The organism is Finegoldia sp. BIOML-A2 (genome assembly GCF_009678315.1).
In the GTDB taxonomy this organism is placed as follows: Bacteria; Bacillota; Clostridia; order Tissierellales; family Peptoniphilaceae; genus Finegoldia; species Finegoldia magna.
The window spans coordinates 41748-61273 of the sequence record NZ_WKZE01000009.1 but is presented as its reverse complement, the minus strand read 5'-3'; the positions used below and the strand labels follow the sequence as shown (position 1 = coordinate 61273).

Below are 19526 nucleotides of genomic sequence, written 5' to 3'. Positions count from 1 at the left end.
TTTTGTACTATATTTTGTCATGAAAAAACTGACCTCCTCTAAGTTGATTTTGGGTCCAACTTTTTGGGGTCAGTTCACGATTGACAAGTAGTTTTTGTTTTTATAATCCTAAAGCTTCTTTTAATTTTGCTTGATCAAAACCAACTATTTCTTCATCACCTATGATTGTAACAGGAACACCCATGTGACCTTTTTTCATAAGTTCTTTTCTAGCTTCTTGATCTTGTGATATATTCTTTTCTGTATATTTTACGTTGTTTTCGTCCATATAATCTTTTGCTGCGTGGCAATATTGGCATCCATCACTTGTATAAATTACTACATCTTTCATAAAAATACCTCCTTAAAAGTCTGTATTTTATATATACCCTTATTTGAAAATCCTAATCAATTACACTCAACTTTTTCACAATATTTTTGTAATCTTCTAGTGACAAATTCTCGGCTCTTAAATTTTCCTTTAATCCCAATTCTTGAAGAATTGACTTTAATTTTTCCTTGTCGACATTTACAAATCCACTCGTGAAACTGTTCAATATGGTTTTTCTTCTTTTGCTAAAGCCCGATCTTATTAATTGGCGTAAAAGTTCTTGGTCAATATCTTCATCTAATTTTTTGAGTTTCATATTGACAACTGCACTGTCTACTTTTGGTTGTGGCATGAACACTGTCTTTGGTGCATTCAGTATTATTTTCGCATCGCTGTTTTGTTTTACAAACAAGCTCAATGATGCATAATCCTTATTTCCTACATCAGCTACCATTCTATTTGCCACTTCTTTTTGAACCATAACAGTGATAGATTCAATGACGTCTCTGTAATTAAACAAATGCTCAATAATCGGAGTTGTGATGTAATAAGGAAGATTGGCAACCACTTTGAATTTTTTATCCCCATGATTGAGTTCATTCAAATCCACCTTCAATACATCTTCATTTATTATTTGAAAATTATCTCTATCTCCAACAGTATACTTCAAAACATCCATAAGTCTTGAATCTATTTCTATAGAATACAAAAATTTGCATTTGTCGACAAGTCTCTCTGTCAATGTTCCAAAACCAGGGCCAATCTCAATTACGTAATCATCTTCTGTGATATCAGAATAGTCGATAATATTTTCAATCAAATTACCATCGATTAGAAAATTTTGCCCCAAAGCTTTTGAAAACTTAAATCCGAATTTGTCCAATATTTCTTTAATGTAGGAAGGTTGGTGTAGTCTATAACTCATCTTTTAATAGCCTCCTCTAATTTTTCTCTTGAAATATTGTAATTATTTAGCATTCTAAGAAAAGATTTCGCATTGCCGTAACCTATATTTAAAATTTTACCGACTTTTATTCTAAGCGATTTGGATCCTTCGCCTACTAATCCATAGTAAATCATATCATCCATCGTGTATTCATTCTTAGAATCAATCATTGACGGATGAGCGTTTTCTATGGCGATTTTGATATCTTCTTCCTTTGCATTTTCAATTCCGATATCCTCATCTTTGATACACAAATCTTGTGATATAAATGCATTTTTTGCGTTTGGAATAAAATCATTAATTCTTTTTCTGATTTTATTTCCAGCGTAGTCTGGATCAGTTAGAATTATTATCCCTCTATCTTGGTCGATTTTTTTAAGTCTTTTGAGTAATTTGTCGCTAAAATAAATCCCACCAGTGCAAATCACTTCACAATCTAGTGCTCTTTTGACTCTTTGCTCATCGTCTCTTCCTTCTACAACTATTATTTCTTTTATCATAATTTACCATCCAAAAATATCATCAGCATTATTGCAAATGATTTGTGCCGCTTCTTTTTCCGACATTTTTTTCAACAAACTAACCTCTTGTAAAACCAAATTCACATATTTAGGTTCATTTCTTTTCCCACGATATGGATGAGGCGTCAGATAAGGAGAATCCGTTTCTACTAAAATTTTATCGATAGGTAATCTCTCACAAGTTTCCTTGACATTTCTAGCATTCTTAAAAGTTACAACTCCACTAAATGAAATATAATATCCTAAATCAATAAATTTTTCTGCCATTTCATAACTTCCAGAATAAGAGTGCATTATTCCTCTTACATTAGGATATTTCGCCAATATATCGTATGTGTCTTGGATTGCATCTCTTGTATGAATAATTACAGGCAAGTTTTTTCTTTCGGCGATTTGCATTTGCTTTTCAAATAGATATTTTTGCTTGTCCTTGTCGTGTTCATAATGATAGTCCAGCCCAATTTCCCCGATAGCTTTGCATTTTGGATTATCAGCCAACTCTTCTATCCTAGAAATATCTTCATCCGTAAATCTGCCATCTTCTTCAGGGTGAATCCCCACAGCATTGTATAAGAAATCATACTTTTTTGACAATTCTATGGCTTTAATGGAGTTTTCTACATTGTCACTTGGAAGCATAGCTTTTACAACAGAATTAGATTGTAGGTTTTCAATTATTTTATCCCTATCAAAATCAAATTTCTCATCTGTCAAGTGACAATGTGTATCGTATATTACATAATCTCCCATTAAGATACAGTCGCTCCGTCTTCAAATTCTGAATCAAGTAAACTTGCCATAGTCAATTTATCGCCTTTGCTTGCAGCAAGAAGCATACCTTGAGATTCTACTCCTCTTAACTTAACAGGCTTCAAATTATACACAACTATAACCTTCTTACCTATCAAATCATCTGGTTCGTACCAGTTTTTAATACCTGAAACTATTTGTCTTGTTTCTTCTCCTATTTTAACCTTGAAAACCAAAAGTTTATCGGCATCCGGATGTTGCTTTGCTTCTACAATTTGTCCAACTCTCAAATCAAGCTTGTCAAAATCATCTATGGTTATTTCTTCTTTTTTCTTCGCTTTCTTAGATTTTTTCTTAGATTCTTTAGGAGTTTCTTCTTCATTATCTCTTAATTCAGAAACTTTTTTACCAGTTCTTTGTTCGATTAATTTGTCGTTAACTTCGTTCAATCGTTCAGTTTCTTTCTTGATGTCTAATCTATTGAACAAGTTTTCTCCTCTTTGAACCTTAGTTCCAAAGACTGTTTTACCGAACACTTTTCCATCTTCCCATTTGATTTCAGAAAGACCAATTTGTTCTTTAATTTTATTGCTTGTTTCTGTGATAAATGGAGAAGTTAATATACAAATAACTCTTATCGCATCCATCAAATTATACAGAACAGTTTTCAATCTTTCTGGGTCTTCTTTAATCAAAATCCATGGAGTTGTTTCATCGATGTATTTGTTAGCCCTTCTAACAACTTTCCAAATTTCTTCTAGTGCATTAGAAAAATCAAGTTCTTCCAATAACTCTTCAACTTTTCCTTGACATCCTTCGACTACAGATATTAAATCCTTGTCTATATCATTATTTTCATTTGGTTCAGGAATCACTCCATCAAAGTATTTTTCAACCATTGAAACTGATCTACTTACAAGATTGCCCAAATCATTTACCAAATCTGAATTAAATCTGTTCATAAATCTTTCTGTCGTAAAGTTACCATCATTACCAAAAGTAAAATCTCTTAAAATGTAGTATTTCAAAGCATCTACCCCGTACAAATCTATGATTGGTTCTGGATAGTATACATTTCCCTTTGATTTACTCATCTTATCTTCATTGAATAAAATCCATCCATGAGCGAAAACTCTCTTTGGCAATGGAAGATCCAACGCCATCAACAACGCTGGCCAAATAATTGTGTGGAATCTTACAATTTCTTTTCCAACCAAGTGAATATCGCATGGCCAGAATTTATCAAATAATTCTTCATCTTGTCCATATCCAATCCCTGTCAAATAACAGCTAAGCGCATCAATCCACACGTAAATAATATGCTTATCATCAAATGGAACCTTAACTCCCCAGTCAAAGCTTGTACGAGATACGGATAAATCTTCCAATTCACCACTTAAAAAGTTATTCACCATTTCGTTCTTACGAGATTCTGGCTTCAAAAAATCTGGGTTGTCTTTGTACAATTGTAAAATTCTATCTTTGTATTTTGATAATCTGAAAAAGTACGATTCTTCTTCGTGATAGTGAACATCACGTCCACAATCTGGACACTTTCCATCCTTTAGTTGTGATTCTGTCCAAAAAGCTTCACAATCGACACAATAATGTCCCTTGTAAGTAGACTTGTAAATATCTCCCTTATCGTATAATTTTTGAAAAATTTCTTGAACATTTTTTTCGTGAGCCTTGTCTGTACTTCTGACAAAACTATCTATGTCTATGTCTAGTTTTTTCCACAAATCCTTGGCACTTTGTACAATTGGATCGATATAATTTAATGGATTATCACCCATATTTTTTTCTTTTGCTTTTTCATACAACTTTTGACCGTGTTCATCAGTACCTGTAGTCAAAAACACATCGTAGCCTTGAATTTTTTTGAATTTCTTCAAAGTATCCGCAATAATTGTTGTATAAGTATGACCCAAATGTAAATTACTACTTGGATAATAGATCGGAGTAGTAATATAATATGATTTCTTTTCTTCTGACATAATTTCCCTCCTAAATAAAACTACAATAAAATAAAAAAATCCCTTATATGACATACATCATATAAGGGCGAAAATCCGCGTTACCACCTTAATTTTAGAATATAAAATATTCTCTCATTGTTTGGCACTTTAATGCCTAGCATTTGATAACGGATGCTCCCGGAAAAATTTAAAAGCATAAGCTATTCAACTTTTCAAACTCAAAGACCATATTCTGCAGTAATCTAATATCTTATTCCACCAAACTAAGACTCTCTTTAAAAAAATTATTACATACTCATCTCATCATAGTCATTTTATCAATATATTAAAATAATATCATAAACAAATGATTTGTCAAGCAATCAAAAAAGAGAGGCTATTATACATAACCTCTCCATAAATTTATCGACTATTTTAATTCGATAGTAGCTCCAACTTCTTCAAGTTTAGCTTTTAATTCTTCAGCTTCTTCTTTAGAAGCGCCTTCTTTAATTGCTTTAGGAGCTTCGTCTACGATAGCTTTAGCATCTTTTAATCCTAATCCAGTTAAGTCTTTAACTGCTTTGATAACTTTCATCTTAGCGTCACCAACTGATGCTAAAATTACATCAAATTCTGATTTTTCTTCTGCTGCTGCTCCACCTGCTGCTGGTGCTGCACCTGCTGCTGCTACAGGAGCTGCTGCTGATACTCCAAATTTTTCTTCTGCTTTTTCTACTAATTCATTTAATTCAAGAACAGTTAAGCCTTCAACTGCTTCTAAGATTTCATCTATTGACATTTTTTACCTCCAAATTTTATTTAAATTAATTATTCTTCTACTGTTTCAGTAGTTTCGTTTGATTCAGCTTCTTCTGAACCTTCTTTTTTTGATTTAGCAATAGCATCTGCTAAATATACAAATTTTGATACTGGAGCTTTGAAGCTTCCAAGCATTTTTGTAAGAAGAACTTCTCTTGAAGGGATAGATGCGATTTTCTTTACACCTTCAACATCTAAGAATTTGTCTCCTAAATAACCTGCTTTAATTTCTAAATTTTCGTGATCTGCTGCGAATTCTTTAGCTATTCTAGCTGCAGCGATTGGATCATCCATACTGAATGCAACCGCGTTAGGACCAGATAAGTAATCTAAGAATCCATCAAATCCCAATTCTTTAAAAGCAAAATTCATCATTGTGTTTTTGTATACTTTGAATAATACATTTTCATTTCTGAATTTTTCTCTTAATTCTGTTGCTTCGCTAACATCTAATCCTCTATAATCAACGATAACCATTGATTTAGCATCATTAATATGTCCTTTAATTTCATCAACAACAGCTTTCTTTTGATTTAAAACGTGTTCTTTCATTATTTCACCTCCATGAAAAAGGCTACACTAAAAAAGTCTTTCCATCCAAAGACAGAAAGACTGATAAACTCATATCTTATGCTCCTCTGTAGGATGATTAAACTTTAATAGTCCCTACTGTCTTCGGTAGCCCAAATTAATTACTTGATTATTATATCATATTCTATGAATATGTCAACACTTTTTTATTATTTTTCTTCAATAATACAGATGTTTTTATCTTTCAATTTCTTTTTCTTATATCTGTACAATAATTCATAGATTGTTGCAAATATCGGAACAAAAATAAGCATTCCAACAATACCGCTTAATGCTGCACCTATAGTAACTGCAACTAGCACCCAAATAGATGGTAGCCCTACAGACGATCCCACAATTCTAGGATAAGTTACATTGCCATCAAATTGTTGAAGTACAATTATGAAAATCACAAACATAATAGCTTTTGAAAAAGATTCAATTAAAATAATCAAAGCTCCCAATGCAGCTCCTAGTATAGCTCCAACCAATGGAATTAATGCTCCAAAACCAATTAGCACACTTACAGTTGCAGCGTTTGGTATCTTCAACAAATACATTCCTATAAAGCACATAAATCCAAGCATAAACGCTTCGATAAATTGACCTTTGAAAAAAGAATAAAATTTTTCGTAAGCCACCTTAAAGAAAATTAAAATCTTGTTTGCAGTTTTTCCACTGAAGAAAACATACGCCAATTCTGTAAATTGTCTTCTCAAAGTTTCTTTTGAAAATAATAAATAAATAGCAAATGTGAACGACACTACAAAACTAAGTACAACAGAAAACACTGTGCTAATTCCAAAAAACACATTGTTCAATATATCCAATCCATTTTTGGTTAAGTAAGGTTTCAATTTTACAACCAAATCATGAGTATTTGTGATAGCGTATGTGTCGTAAATTTTATCTAATTGTTTTGCAACCTCTGGATATTTTCTTAGCTTTTCAACCAATACCGGAATTCCTTGGATTAGTGATTTAATAGCTTCTAAAAAATTAGGAATTATAAGTATCACTACAAATGCTATTATTGCACTAACTATTACTAAACTCATTAACAGAGATATTGCTCTTTTTAGACCCGGTTTAGAAGTCCATTTTTTAAAAATTTTATTCTCAATAAAATTCATAGGCATATTTAGGACAAAAGCTAATGCCGCACCAATAATAAATGGGGATATAATCGCCATAAAAGTGCCCAATGCATTTCCTATTGATTTCCCATTGAACAAAAGGTATGCCAAAATGACAGGAACAATTAATATTATTATCCCTATTTGAATTTTCTTTTTATCTTCTTTTAATAATTTCATTTTTCCCTCTGTATTTAAGAAAAGCCACCTTAACGGTGGCTAATAAATTCTTGTTTATATTATTCTTTCGCAAATTGTAATGGATTAACCTTGATTCCAGGGCCCATTGTTGAAGCAATTGTTAAAGATCTAATATATTTACCTTTTGATGAAGCTGGTTTTGCTTTCAATATTGCTTGCATTAACGCATTGATGTTTTCAGCAATTTTTTCCTCTCCGAAAGAAACTTTACCAACTGGAACGTGAATAATATTGCTCTTGTCAGTTCTATATTCAACTTTACCAGCTTTGATTTCTTTGATTGCACTTGTAACATCCATAGTTACTGTACCAGCTTTAGGGTTTGGCATTAAACCTTGAGGTCCTAAGATTCTACCAATTCTACCTACTACACCCATCATGTCTGGAGTAGCCACTGCAACATCAAATCCTAACCAACCTTCTTTTTGGATTTTTTCTGCTAAATCTTCTGCTCCTACAAAATCTGCTCCTGCAGCTTTTGCTTCTTCAGCTTTTTCACCTTTTGCAAATACAGCTACCTTTTGGTCTTTACCTGTACCATGAGGAAGTACGATAGTACCACGAACTTGTTGGTCAGCGTGTCTACTATCTACACCTAATTTTGCATGTAATTCTACTGATTCGTCAAATTTAGCTTTAGCAGTTTCAACAACTAATTTACTTGCTTCGTCTAATTTATATTCAACTGTTCTATCAATTAATTTTGCACTTTCTTGATATTTTTTACCTTTTTTTGCCATATAATCCTCCTTGTGGTTCTAACGAACTAAATCTCCCACTATTCTTCTACTGTAACTCCCATACTTCTTGCTGTACCTTTAATCATACTCATAGCAGATTCTAAGTTTGCTGCATTTAAGTCAGGCATTTTAATTTCAGCAATTTTCTTAACTTGTTCTTTAGTTAATTGTCCAACTTTAGTTTTATTAGGTTCTCCTGAAGCAGAATTTAATCCTAATTCTTTTTTAATAAGAACTGGTGCTGGTGGAGTTTTTGTTATAAATGTGAATGATCTATCTTGGTATACAGTCATAACAACTGGAATAATCATTCCCATTTGGTCTTGAGTTTTTGCGTTAAACTCTTTTGTAAATTGCATTATATTAACACCATGAGGTCCAAGTGCTGTACCTACTGGTGGTGCAGGTGTTGCTTTACCTGCAGGAATTTGTAACTTTACTATTGCTTGTACTTTTTTAGCCATATTAGTTCCTCCTTAAACTATTGTGGTTATCGGGGCTAACCTCCCACATCGATCTATATGAAATTAATTAAATAACTTATATTCAAATTTATATTTTTTCGATATCATCAAAGCTAATTTCAACAGATGTGTCTCTGCCGAACAAGGAAATTAAAACTTTACAGATAGCTTTTTCAGTATTTATTTCTTCAATAATACCTACTTGATCGCTAAATGCTCCAGAAACAATATTCACATTGTCTCCTACATTAACATCAATTTCTTTTTTAGAGTAAGATTGATTTTTAAGAGCGAATTTTTGGATTTCCTTTTCACTAACTGCTACAGGTTTGGATTCTGGTCCTACAAATCCTGTAACACCTCTGGTATTTCTAACTAAATACCATGAGACATCGGTAATTGTCATCTTAACGAAAACATAACCGGGGAAGATCTTTCTTTCTTTTAACTTTTTAGCTCCACCGACCTCTGAAACATATTCTTCAGTAGGTACTACTACTTCAAATATATCGTCGATATAACCACGATTTTCTACCATTTTTTCAATATTAACTTTTACTTTACCTTCGTGTCCAGAGTAAGTATGTACTACATACCATTTTCCCTCTTTGGCACGTTCCTTAAAATCTTCAGTTGCATTTTCAATAAATGTGTTATTTTTTTCGGTCATTGTGGATACTGTTCCTTTCTAAATAAATAGTCCAATTAAACGTTGGAACACAGTATCTAATCCGTATACGATTAATGCAACTATAAAGGAAATTATAACTACTACTATTGAGTATTCTAAAGTTTCCTTTGGTGTCGGCCAGACAATTTTATTCCATTCAGTCTTCACGCCTTTCAAAAATCCTTGATTTTTTTGGGCTGATTTTTGATTAGAATTTTGCGTATTTTTCGCTGCCATAAGCTCCTCCTATCTTGTTTCCTTGTGTAGAGTGTGCTTTTTACAGAATTTACAATACTTGTTAGTTTCCACTCTATCAGGGTGAAGTTTTTTATTCTTTTTAGTAGTGTAATTTCTGCTCTTGCATTCAGTACATTCTAAAATTACTTTATCTCTCATATTAGACCTCCTCTATTAGTATGGACAAAATCCACCGTACTACTTTATCATAAATGCGTTGAAAAGTCAATAAATACTATACTCTTGACAAATATTCTCCAGTTCTTGTATCTATTTTAATTTTATCTCCTTCGTTTACAAATAAAGGTACGTTAACTGTAGCGCCTGTTTCTACAGTAGCTGGTTTTGTAGCTCCTGTTGCAGTGTTACCTTTAATACCAGGTTCTGTTTGAGTGATTTCTAACTCAACAAAGTTTGGCGGAGAAACTTGGAATGCTTTACCTTTGAAAAATTTGATTGTTGCCATATCATTTTCCTTTATATAAAGAATAGCTTCTTCAACACTAACTTTATCAATTGGTAATTGTTCATAAGATTCTGGGTCCATGAAATAATATAAAGTTCCATCGTTGTATAAGTATTGCATTTCTCTTGTTTCAATTCTAGCTTCTTCATATTTTTCGTTAGGATTGAATGTCATGTCTCTGTTTGAACCAGTCATAACTGATCTGATTTTTGTTCTTACAAAAGCTGCACCTTTTCCTGGTTTAACGTGTTGGAAATCTATAATTTGCCATACATCTCCATCCATTTCAAAAGTTGTGCCTTTTCTAAAATCTCCTGCTTGTATCATATATACCTCCTACAATTATCTATCATATATTATACATTACTAATTAATTATGAACAACTATTTTCTCGCACATTCTGATGCATCGCCTTGTAAAATTTTCAAAGCGTGATCTAACGTATCAATTATGTATTCCAAACTTTCTTCAACAGCCTTAGGACTACCCGGCATATTTATTATGAGGGAGTTTTTTCTAATAACTGAAACAGCTCTTGAAAGCATTGCTCTTTTTGTAATAGTCATCGAATAATTTCTAATCGCTTCACTAATTCCCAAACAAAGTTTTTCTGAAACTTCTAATGTAGCCTCAGGAGTTACATCTCTTTTTGAAAATCCAGTTCCACCCGTAGTCAAAATCAACTCAATATTTTCATTGGAATAATCGATTAATTTTTCTTTTATAAGTTCTTTTTCATCTGCTACAATATCATATTTTTCTAATTTATAGCCGTTTTTTTCGATAATTTCTATAATTTTTTTACCACTTAAATCTTCTCTTTTTCCTTGAGAACCCTTGTCTGATACTGTAAGCACTGCTACTTTATACATATTAAAACCTCTTTGTGTCAATATATTTGCTTGACCTTGATATTATATAAAAATACTAGCCCATTGTCAATATTAAAATGCGTCAATATAGTGATTTAATTTGAAATTATCCAAATAAATTTCTATCACATCAAATCTAGGCTGATAATCGTACAAATCATTTTTGTCGATATAAATTTCTGTTGTTTTTCTTATTCTGTCTTGTTTTCCCAAAGTTACAAAATCAGAAGGAGCGCCGAACTTGTCATCAGTCCTTGCTTTTACTTCAACTATTACCAAATAATTTTCGTAAATGCAAACTATGTCTAGTTCCCCAATTCTCTCGGAATAATTCCTGTCAATAATTTCGTAACCTTTTTCTATTAAATATTCACAAGCGTAATCCTCGGCAAATTTACCTCGGTTTTTTTCCATTTTCATATAATTTCCTCAAAAAAGTTTTTCTATGAAGTGGACACTCTCCATGTTCAAGTATCATTTCTCTGTGAAGTTTAGTTCCGTATCCCTTGTGTTTTTCAAAGCCGTATTGTGGATAGATAGTATCCATATCCTTCATGTACTCATCTCTTATAACCTTTGCTACAATTGATGCACAAGAAATCGGATATAATTTTTCGTCACCTTTGACAAATGACATTTGTTTAATATCTGTGTCAATAATTTCTGCATCAATTACAATCAAATCAGGTTTTATGAATTTATTGTCCTTTGTTTTCAAACTTTCTACAGCTCTTTTCATGGATAATCTCGTGGCTTGCTTGATGTTAATCTCATCAATCACACTTTGATCTACAAAATTTACACTATATGCCAAAGCTTGATCCAAAATCATATCCTTGAATTTAATTCTCTTTTTTTCAGAAAGCTTTTTTGAGTCAGTGACTCCGTCTATTATCTCACAATTTTTAGGCATAATAATTGCGCATGTCACAACAGGACCTGCTAATGGTCCTCTTCCAACTTCATCTACGCCACAAATTAATTCTTCCTCAAATTCGTTATAATCAATCGCAAACATCTTCTAATGAAATTCTTCCTAACTTTGTTTTTCTAAATTCATCTATAACTATTGATGAAACTTTAGAATAATCAATATTTTTTCCTTTTAACAAACAGCCACGTCTTATAGCAATATCATCCATTATTTCGATTGTTTCCTTGCTTTGCGTATCAATCGAATATCTTTTTTCTAAAATTTGTGGATCAATACTCATTAGTTTCTCGATGAGCTTGTACGCTAAGTTTTCTTCATCCAAAATTTCATCTTTGATAGCTCCAGTAAATGCCAAATTCAGGCCAATTTCATTATCTTCGAATTTTGGCCACAAAACACCTGGTGTATCCAACAATTCCATCTTGCCTTTTATTCTAATCCACTGATTAGTCCTTGTAACACCTGGAGTGTTTCCTGTTTTGGCAGATTGTCTGTTGGATAATTTGTTGATTATAGTAGATTTTCCAACATTTGGAATACCAACTATCATCATTCTAATAATTTCTGATTTTATGTTTTTGTCTTTTCTATTAGCAAGTACATCTTCTAAAATCTTTTTAGCTGCAGGCTCAATTTTATCCAAATTTTTACCGTTTTTGCTATCGATCGGAAGTGCTGTTATATTTTTCTTTGCAAAATAATTAATCCAGTTTTGTGTAATTTTAGGATCTGCCATGTCCATCTTGTTCAATAAAATCAATTGCGGCTTATCCTTTAAGATATCTTCTATAACTGGATTCATGGATGATCTTACAATTCTGCTATCCACAAGAACCAAAACTATGTCGACAAGTTTCATGTTTTCTTTTATCTTGTCAATAGCTTTTTTCATGTGCCCTGGATACCAGTTTATATTATTAATGTCCATGTTATTTCCTTTCCATCTAAAAAAAGTACTGAGAAAACCTCAGCACTCAATTTAGAATTTTTGTTTTTCTTTAACTTTAGCAGCTTTACCTTCTCTGTGTCTTAAGTAGAATAATTTTGATCTTCTTACTTTACCTTCTCTAACTAATCTTACGTTAGTTACTCTTGGTGAGTTGATTAAGAAAGTTCTTTCTACTCCTACACCGTAAGCTAATCTTCTTACTGTGAAAGTTCTTCTAAGTCCAGTTCCTTGCATTTTAATTACAGTTCCTTCATAAACTTGAACTCTTTCTTTGTTACCTTCTTTGATAAGGTAGTCTACTTTTACAGTATCGCCAACATGAAAGTCGAACTTATTTTCTCTTAATTGTTCATCTTCTAATGTTTTTATAATATCCATTATGATCCTCCTTGGTTTTTTTCTTTCAGATATTTCTGATATATATCTTCTCTTTTAAGTTTAGTGTTGTTTAGTCTTGATTTTTCTCGCCACTGTTCGATTTTTTCGTGATTTCCTGATAATAAAACTTCAGGAACTTCATATCCGTTAAATACTCTGGGTCTTGTGTAGGAATCTTCCTGTAGCAATAAATTGTAGTGCGAATCTGTCTTATAACTTTCATCATTTCCCAAAACATCGTTAATCATTCGGCTTACACAATCTATAAGAACCATAGCTCCTAATTCTCCACCAGTCATCACATAATCTCCAATAGAAATCTCCTCATCACAATAATGATTGATGATTCTGCTGTCGACACCTTCGTAATGGCCACAAAGAATGACTATTTCTTTTTCTTTTGAAAGTTCGATACACTTTTGTTGATTAAGAACTTTCCCTTGAGGAGACATAAACACAACTTTTGATTTGTTTTTGTTCACATCTTCCAAGCAGTCATAAATTGGTTGGCAAGTCATAAGCATCCCAGCTCCGCCACCATATATCTCATCGTCTACCTTTTTGTGTTTATTTTTAGTGTAATCCCTAATATTAACCACTTCAAGTTCAATGAGATTGTTTTGGACTGCTTTTCCTATGACGCCGTATGATTTTAAGTAATCAAAACTTTCTGGAAATAATGTGAGAATTATAAATTTCATCACATACCCTCAATTATAACTACATCGATTAATCCATTTTCTAAATCTATTTTTTTAATGAACTCTTTTACAGCAGGTATCATAAATTCTTTTTCATCATTTTTAATTACATATACATCATTACTATAAACGCTCAAAACTTCAACCAAATCTCCGATGTATTCACCATTACTATAAGCTTTCAATCCTATCAAATCGTCAATGTAAAAGCTTCCATCTTTCAATTCGTATCTGTCTTTTTCATCTATATATAAAAACTGTTTTTTGAATTCAAGAACTTCATTAATATCGTTAAATTCTTCAAAATCAATGTACAAAAAACCCTTGTACATTCTATAATTTTGAATATTGACCTTAACTTTTTTATCCCCGAGATAATAACAAATATCTTCGTCAAATCTTTCGATATTATCAGTCAACGGTCTCATTTTAAGACATCCTTTAATACCGTGAGTATTGAGCACTTCTGCTACAGCTATATATTCCATTATTGCAAAATATCTACGACAACTTTTTCGCCACTCTTAATAGCCGCTGCCTTAGTAATAGTTCTAATTGCCTTGGCAATCTTCCCTTCTTTTCCTATAATTTTTCCCAAATCTTTGGAATCTGCTTTAATTTCTATAATAACCGTATGTTTGTCTTGTCTTGATGTTACTTCAACTGCTTCTTTATTATCAACTAACGCAGTAGCAATTGTTTTAACTAATTTTTCCATGACAACTCCCAACTTGTATTATTATTTTGCTTCGTAAACTCCATTATTTTTAAATAATCTGTCTACTGTATCTGTAGGTTTTGCACCATTTTTAATCCATTGTTGAACTTTTTCGCTATCAACTTTAACAGTTTTTTCTTCAACTAATGGGTTGTAATATCCGATTTCTTCGATGAATTTACCATCACGAGGACATCTTGAATCTGCGACAACTATTCTATAAAATGGTTTCTTCTTTGCTCCCATTCTTTTCAATCTAATTTTTACTGACATAATTTACCTCCATAACTTATTATCTAAAAAAAGGCATTTTCATTTTACCTTTTTTACCAAATTTCTTTTGTAGCGCTCCCATATTTTTCATCATAACTTTCATTTCTTTGAATTGTTTCAAAAGTTTGTTAACCGCTACTTGATCTTGACCGCATCCTTTAGCAATTCTTTTTCTTCTAGATATACTAATGATATCTGGATTTTCTCTTTCTTCTTTGGTCATAGATTTAATAATTGCTTCAATCTTATCAAATTCTTTGTTATCGAAATTCACTTGTTTAAGCATCTTACTATCCACGCCAGGAATCATTGCAAGAATATCTTGCATAGGTCCCATTTTCTTGATTTGCTGCATTTGGTCAAGAAAATCATTAAAGTCAAAACTTTGAGCTTTAATCTTTTCCTCTAATTCTTTTGCCTTCTTCTCGTCAAATTGATTTTGTGCTTTTTCGATAAGGCTAAGAACATCTCCCATACCCAAGATACGTGATGCCATTCTATCCGGATGGAACGGCTCTAAATCTCCAAGTTTTTCACCTACACCTATAAATTTAATAGGCTTATCAGCTACTTGTCTGATTGATAAAGCAGCACCACCTCTTGCATCACCGTCTAACTTAGTAAGGATAATTCCTGTAATATCCAAATCCTCGTTAAACTTAGCTGCAACATTCACTGCATCTTGTCCAGTCATCGCATCTACAACTAACAAAATATCTGAAGGATTCACTTCTTGTTTAATATTTTTCAGCTCATCCATCAAAGTATCGTCAATGTGAAGACGACCGGCAGTATCTATAATTACATAATCAATGTTCTTTTTCTTAGCTTCTTCGATTGCTTTTTTTGAAATTTCAACGGGATTTGTTTGTCCCATTTCAAAAACTTCTACCCCAACTTTTCCACCAACAACTTGAAGTTGTTTAATGGCAGCAGGTCTGTAAATATCACACGCTACAAGTAAGACGCTTTTGTTTTTGTTTTTCAAATTCAATGCAAGTTTTCCGGCATGAGTTGTTTTACCTGCCCCTTGCAAACCACAAAGCATAATTACTGTAGGTTTCATTGGTGAAACGTTAAGTTTTTCTTCCTTTTCACCCATCATTTTAGTTAATTCTTCATTAACTATTTTAATAACTTGTTGACCTGGAGTAAGACTTTCCAAAACAGAAGAATCGATAGCACGTTCTTTTACTTGAGATATAAAATCTTTAACAACTTTATAGTTAACGTCCGCTTCCAATAAAGCAAGTTTAACTTCTCTCATTGCAACATCTATATCTTTTTCTGTTAGCTTTCCTCTGTTGGTCAATTTTGACAAGGCATTTTGTAATTTATCGGACAAATTTTCAAATATCATTTTCCACATCCTCTAAATCATTTAAGAAATCTTCTATATCTATAATGATATTTTCAATTTCTTTGCTTTTGATTTCTGGTGACAAAGAGAAAAGATCATTTCTGATTTTTCTAAGAAATTGATGACTCTTTTTTGATTTTTCAATCAAGCCAAGTTTTTGTTCGTATTCATAAAGCTTATTTTCAGCTCTTTTCAAACTATCACTTACAGCTTGTTTTGAAATATCACAAATTTGAGCAATTTCATTTAATGACAAATCCTCATTGTAGTATTTGTCAATTACATCGTATTCTCTTTTCGTAAGCAATTTACCATAATAATCAAACATCATGGTAATATTTAATAATTTTTCCATTCAATCACCGTCAACCTTTTTACTTGACTTGTATATTATATAAACTTAAAATCCATTTGTCAAGCATTTTAATCAAAAAAAGAAGTGCTTTTTTGCACTTCTAATTTGTTTTTTGCTAATAAAATTCTTTTTTCAAACTTCTACTGAATAATTTGTCGATTTCTTCTTCGCATTTCGAATTTTCGTACAAAACTTTGTACACTGCATTGTTAATCGGTAAATCCAAATTCATTTTGTCTGCTTGTAATTTAATAGCTTTTACAGTGTAGTATCCTTCAGCTAATTTGTCGTATTTTTCTGATTTTGCATACATTTCACCGAACATTCTGTTGTGCGAATATTGTGAAAAAACTGTAGCCTCATAATCTCCCAAGTGACAAAGTCCGTACGCGCTGAGCTCTTTACCTCCCGAAGCTTTAATAAACCTTGCGACTTCTCTACAACCTCTGCTCATTAAAGCTCCCTTCAAAGAACTTATTTTCATTCCATCCAACATTCCCGCAGCAATTCCAATTACGTTTTTGTAAGCTGCGCCGATTTCATTTCCAATCAAATCTTGGCCATAATAAAATCTAATCAAATCTGAACTGTAATTTTCAATCAACAATTCTTTCACATCTTCATCTTCTGAATCAATTACCATACAATTTGGAACATTGCGGTAAAATTCTTGTGGATGACCTGGGCCAATCCAAGCTGCGACTTTGTTAGATCCATCCATAATTTCTTTGCAGACTTCTGATAATCTTTTTCCAGACGAAATCTCAATTCCCTTCATATTAGTAACGATAATTTTATCCTTAATTCCAATTGACTTAAGTTCTTCACACACATTTCTAAAACCTTGTGCATTTATACTAACATGAATAACATCACATTCTTTTGATCTTGTGATATCATCGGTTAATTCCAAATCATCTTGCAAAGTAATAATTCCATTGCTACGACTTTTCTTAAAGTTTTCGAAATCTTCAGTTCCATTCAAACCATACAACAAAACTTCATGACCAATTTTTTTTAAATACCAAGCGATGAAACTTCCCCATCTGCCAGGCCCTATAACCATAATTTTCATTATATACCTCTTTATTTCTTCTTATTAGATTTCTTATTATTTTCTTTATTAATAGCTCTCATTCTAATCATATTCATCCACAAAAGTGTGTTGTAAATTAAAAATGTAAGATATGTTAAGAACACATATACCTTATTAGGATGGTAATAAATCAACATAAAACCTATTAACAAAACGATAAAACTTCCGTATTCGAATTTTGTTCTTTTTCTTTCAAGACTTTTTGGTAAAATCATTTTATTTTGCGACGCATAAACTGCCCACGCAAGTAAAATTAACAACGATATTATGTTGTGGCCTCTAAGCAAAGTAGATACGAAAACCACCATCAAAACATTTGATATCGCCAATATAACATTGTCTGCATTTTTAGTATTATTTTTCATCATATCACCTAGATAAATTATAACATATTAGCAAATTTAAAATAATGTAAATCTTTTAGTTCGTAATAAAAAATCCTGTTATCAAATATATGATAACAGGATTTTGTCAACTTAAATTTATTTTTTTGCTTTTTGTTCCTTGTCTTCTAGTTTCTTTTTTTCGATGTAAGCTTGTTGTTTTTGTTTAATCAAATATTCTGCTGCAATTCCTGGCATTGTCATTGCTATTGGATCAAGGATTTCCTTTAATTCATCTTCTGTTAAGATTTTTTCGTCCAATACGATATTTCTAACTGTGATTCCTGTACTCAATGCACGTTTTGCGATTTCAGCAGATTTTTTGTATCCGATATGAGGAACTAATGCTGTAACTATTCCTACTGATTTTTCGACGTCGTTTGAAAGTTTTTGTCTGTTTGGTTTGATACCAATTATGCAGTTTTCTCTGAAAGTTTTCACTGCATTAGTCAATATAGATATAGATTCAAATAAACTATCGAACAAAACTGGTTCGAATGCGTTAAGTTCCAATTGTCCGTGTTCTGCACACATTGTAATTGTATTATCGTTACCAATAATTCTGAATACAACTTGGTTAACAACTTCTGGAATTACAGGATTTACTTTTCCTGGCATAATTGATGAACCGTTTTGTCTTGCTGGAAGTTCAATATCTCCTACCATTGTTTTTGGTCCTGAACTCATTAATCTCAAATCACTTGCCATTTTTGACAAACTTACGGCTGTTGATTTTACTGCTGAAGATATTTCTACAAGACCATCAAGGTTATTAGTTCCATCTATTAAATCTTCTGCTTGATGCAAATCAAATCCAGTTAATTCTGCTAGAATAGGAACTATATTTGTGAAGTAAACTTTGTCTACATTTACTCCTGTACCAATCGCAGTTGCTCCCATATTTATCGATTCAATTTGATCTGATGACCTTCTAATTCTTTTGATATCTCTTTTGATCACTGAATAATAGGCGTGGAATTCTTGTCCCAATCTAATTGGAACTGCATCTTGAAGTTGAGTACGTCCCATTTTAAGTACATCATCAAATTCCACTGATTTATTTAACAAAGAAATTTCTAATTGCTTTAATTCATTTAAAGCTTTTATTAGTAGCCTTAAAGTTGCAATCTTACCAGCAGTTGGAAAAACATCGTTTGTGGATTGACTCATATTAACGTGATCGTTTGGATGAACATATTCATAAGTTCCCAATCCGCCGCCAAGTTTTTCATTGGCAATGTTTGCAATAACTTCATTTGCATTCATATTTGCAGTTGTACCGGCTCCACCTTGAATTGGATCAGTCAAAAATTGATCGTGATATTCTCCTTGAAGAATTTTGTCGCATGCGTAAACGATTGCGTTTTTGACATCTTCTCTCATGATTCCTGCTCTGTGATTTGCTATAGCACAAGCTTTTTTAACTATTGTCAATCCATAAATTAATTCTTCATGTAAAGTTCTTCCTGTTATTGGGAAATTTTCCATTCCTCTTAAAGATTGCACACCGTAATATGCATCTTTTGGAACTTGCTTTTCACCAACACTATCAGACTCTAATCTGTAATCCATATTAACCCCCAAAAAACGTTTATTTATTACATTACAAATTGATATTAACACTTTTAAAATCCATTGTCAAAACTTTATAAAAATTAAATTTAAAAATAAAAATCAGCCGATATTTCAAAGTCTGAAAAACTTTTTATCGACTG

General features: G+C 32.1%; 28 protein-coding genes and 2 other annotated features. All 28 genes read right to left on the bottom strand.

The annotated features are described in order from the left end of the window. Nucleotides 1–100: 100 nt before the first annotated feature. The 28 genes from GKF99_RS07455 to GKF99_RS07320 all read right to left on the bottom strand — a co-directional run bounded on the left by GKF99_RS07455 (nt 101) and on the right by GKF99_RS07320 (nt 19383). Nucleotides 101–331 carry a glutaredoxin family protein gene (locus GKF99_RS07455; protein ID WP_002838618.1) on the bottom strand — a complete coding sequence of 77 codons (231 nt, stop codon included), beginning with the start codon at nt 329–331 and terminating at the stop codon, nt 101–103. A 52-nt stretch (nt 332–383) separates the two neighbouring features. Continuing rightward, a complete protein-coding gene (gene rsmA / locus GKF99_RS07450) occupies nt 384–1235 on the bottom strand; it encodes a 16S rRNA (adenine(1518)-N(6)/adenine(1519)-N(6))-dimethyltransferase RsmA (protein ID WP_154273032.1) in 852 nt (283 codons plus the stop codon). Continuing rightward, the gene (rnmV, locus tag GKF99_RS07445) at nt 1232–1756 is read right to left on the bottom strand and encodes a ribonuclease M5 (RefSeq protein ID WP_094224534.1); all 525 of its coding nucleotides are present in this window, start codon (nt 1754–1756) and stop codon (nt 1232–1234) included. Before rnmV ends, rsmA begins: the two co-directional genes overlap by 4 nt. 3 nt (nt 1757–1759) lie before the next feature. Further along, nucleotides 1760–2527 (bottom strand): TatD family hydrolase, encoded by a 768-nt coding sequence (locus GKF99_RS07440; RefSeq protein ID WP_154273031.1) that lies wholly within the window; start codon nt 2525–2527, stop codon nt 1760–1762. Next, nucleotides 2527–4524, bottom strand: coding sequence for a methionine--tRNA ligase (gene metG, locus GKF99_RS07435; protein ID WP_154273030.1), 1998 nt, complete (start codon nt 4522–4524; stop codon nt 2527–2529). Before metG ends, GKF99_RS07440 begins: the two co-directional genes overlap by 1 nt. Nucleotides 4525–4584: 60 nt before the next feature. Next, nucleotides 4585–4822 (bottom strand) — a binding site (T-box leader). A gap of 93 nt (nt 4823–4915) precedes the next feature. Continuing rightward, nucleotides 4916–5287, bottom strand: a complete 372-nt coding sequence (gene rplL, locus GKF99_RS07430) for a 50S ribosomal protein L7/L12 (RefSeq protein WP_094205474.1) — start codon at nt 5285–5287, stop codon at nt 4916–4918. Nucleotides 5288–5316: 29 nt separating this feature from the next. Next, nucleotides 5317–5859 (bottom strand): 50S ribosomal protein L10, encoded by a 543-nt coding sequence (gene rplJ / locus GKF99_RS07425; RefSeq protein ID WP_094224531.1) that lies wholly within the window; start codon nt 5857–5859, stop codon nt 5317–5319. Nucleotides 5860–5879: 20 nt separating this feature from the next. Continuing rightward, nucleotides 5880–6004, bottom strand: a sequence feature (ribosomal protein L10 leader region). A gap of 43 nt (nt 6005–6047) precedes the next feature. Further along, nucleotides 6048–7193, bottom strand: coding sequence for an AI-2E family transporter (locus tag GKF99_RS07420; protein ID WP_094208433.1), 1146 nt, complete (start codon nt 7191–7193; stop codon nt 6048–6050). 59 nt (nt 7194–7252) lie between these two features. Further along, nucleotides 7253–7954, bottom strand: a complete 702-nt coding sequence (gene rplA / locus GKF99_RS07415) for a 50S ribosomal protein L1 (RefSeq protein WP_002838605.1) — start codon at nt 7952–7954, stop codon at nt 7253–7255. Between the two features lie 38 nt (nt 7955–7992). Beyond that, nucleotides 7993–8418, bottom strand: a complete 426-nt coding sequence (gene rplK, locus GKF99_RS07410; RefSeq protein WP_002835316.1) for a 50S ribosomal protein L11 — start codon at nt 8416–8418, stop codon at nt 7993–7995. A gap of 88 nt (nt 8419–8506) precedes the next feature. Next, nucleotides 8507–9088: a transcription termination/antitermination protein NusG gene (nusG, locus tag GKF99_RS07405; RefSeq protein WP_002838609.1), complete on the bottom strand. Its 582-nt coding sequence runs from the start codon at nt 9086–9088 to the stop codon at nt 8507–8509. 18 nt (nt 9089–9106) lie between these two features. Continuing rightward, complete coding sequence (secE, locus tag GKF99_RS07400) at nt 9107–9325, bottom strand: preprotein translocase subunit SecE (protein WP_094205471.1); 219 nt, start codon at nt 9323–9325, stop codon at nt 9107–9109. A 9-nt stretch (nt 9326–9334) separates the two neighbouring features. Then, nucleotides 9335–9484, bottom strand: coding sequence for a 50S ribosomal protein L33 (gene rpmG, locus GKF99_RS07395; protein WP_002835319.1), 150 nt, complete (start codon nt 9482–9484; stop codon nt 9335–9337). A 76-nt stretch (nt 9485–9560) separates the two neighbouring features. Next, a complete protein-coding gene (efp, locus tag GKF99_RS07390; protein ID WP_094224529.1) occupies nt 9561–10118 on the bottom strand; it encodes an elongation factor P in 558 nt (185 codons plus the stop codon). A 57-nt stretch (nt 10119–10175) separates the two neighbouring features. Beyond that, nucleotides 10176–10664: a MogA/MoaB family molybdenum cofactor biosynthesis protein gene (locus GKF99_RS07385; RefSeq protein ID WP_154273029.1), complete on the bottom strand. Its 489-nt coding sequence runs from the start codon at nt 10662–10664 to the stop codon at nt 10176–10178. 72 nt (nt 10665–10736) lie between these two features. Then, a complete protein-coding gene (locus tag GKF99_RS07380) occupies nt 10737–11084 on the bottom strand; it encodes a YraN family protein (protein WP_172976432.1) in 348 nt (115 codons plus the stop codon). Then, complete coding sequence (locus GKF99_RS07375) at nt 11059–11682, bottom strand: ribonuclease HII (protein ID WP_154273028.1); 624 nt, start codon at nt 11680–11682, stop codon at nt 11059–11061. The genes GKF99_RS07380 and GKF99_RS07375 overlap by 26 nt, the downstream gene beginning before the upstream one ends. Next, nucleotides 11669–12526: a ribosome biogenesis GTPase YlqF gene (ylqF, locus tag GKF99_RS07370; RefSeq protein WP_154273027.1), complete on the bottom strand. Its 858-nt coding sequence runs from the start codon at nt 12524–12526 to the stop codon at nt 11669–11671. Before ylqF ends, GKF99_RS07375 begins: the two co-directional genes overlap by 14 nt. A gap of 51 nt (nt 12527–12577) precedes the next feature. Then, nucleotides 12578–12925, bottom strand: a complete 348-nt coding sequence (rplS, locus tag GKF99_RS07365; RefSeq protein WP_002835325.1) for a 50S ribosomal protein L19 — start codon at nt 12923–12925, stop codon at nt 12578–12580. Next, nucleotides 12925–13626: a tRNA (guanosine(37)-N1)-methyltransferase TrmD gene (trmD, locus tag GKF99_RS07360; protein WP_002835326.1), complete on the bottom strand. Its 702-nt coding sequence runs from the start codon at nt 13624–13626 to the stop codon at nt 12925–12927. The genes rplS and trmD overlap by 1 nt, the downstream gene beginning before the upstream one ends. Next, the gene (gene rimM / locus GKF99_RS07355) at nt 13626–14114 is read right to left on the bottom strand and encodes a ribosome maturation factor RimM (RefSeq protein WP_002835327.1); all 489 of its coding nucleotides are present in this window, start codon (nt 14112–14114) and stop codon (nt 13626–13628) included. Before rimM ends, trmD begins: the two co-directional genes overlap by 1 nt. Next, nucleotides 14114–14344: a KH domain-containing protein gene (locus GKF99_RS07350; RefSeq protein WP_002835328.1), complete on the bottom strand. Its 231-nt coding sequence runs from the start codon at nt 14342–14344 to the stop codon at nt 14114–14116. Before GKF99_RS07350 ends, rimM begins: the two co-directional genes overlap by 1 nt. 21 nt (nt 14345–14365) lie before the next feature. Next, on the bottom strand, nt 14366–14617 hold the full coding sequence (gene rpsP / locus GKF99_RS07345; protein WP_002835329.1) for a 30S ribosomal protein S16: 252 nt from the start codon (nt 14615–14617) through the stop codon (nt 14366–14368). A gap of 19 nt (nt 14618–14636) precedes the next feature. Next, nucleotides 14637–15977 carry a signal recognition particle protein gene (gene ffh / locus GKF99_RS07340; protein ID WP_094206960.1) on the bottom strand — a complete coding sequence of 447 codons (1341 nt, stop codon included), beginning with the start codon at nt 15975–15977 and terminating at the stop codon, nt 14637–14639. Beyond that, nucleotides 15967–16332, bottom strand: a complete 366-nt coding sequence (gene ylxM, locus GKF99_RS07335) for a YlxM family DNA-binding protein (protein ID WP_002835331.1) — start codon at nt 16330–16332, stop codon at nt 15967–15969. The genes ffh and ylxM overlap by 11 nt, the downstream gene beginning before the upstream one ends. A gap of 115 nt (nt 16333–16447) precedes the next feature. Continuing rightward, complete coding sequence (locus GKF99_RS07330; protein WP_154271919.1) at nt 16448–17407, bottom strand: NAD(P)H-dependent glycerol-3-phosphate dehydrogenase; 960 nt, start codon at nt 17405–17407, stop codon at nt 16448–16450. Between the two features lie 11 nt (nt 17408–17418). After that, nucleotides 17419–17793, bottom strand: coding sequence for a hypothetical protein (locus tag GKF99_RS07325; RefSeq protein ID WP_102164544.1), 375 nt, complete (start codon nt 17791–17793; stop codon nt 17419–17421). Nucleotides 17794–17910: 117 nt separating this feature from the next. Then, nucleotides 17911–19383: an aspartate ammonia-lyase gene (locus tag GKF99_RS07320; protein WP_094224525.1), complete on the bottom strand. Its 1473-nt coding sequence runs from the start codon at nt 19381–19383 to the stop codon at nt 17911–17913. Between the last annotated feature and the right edge of the window lie 143 nt (nt 19384–19526).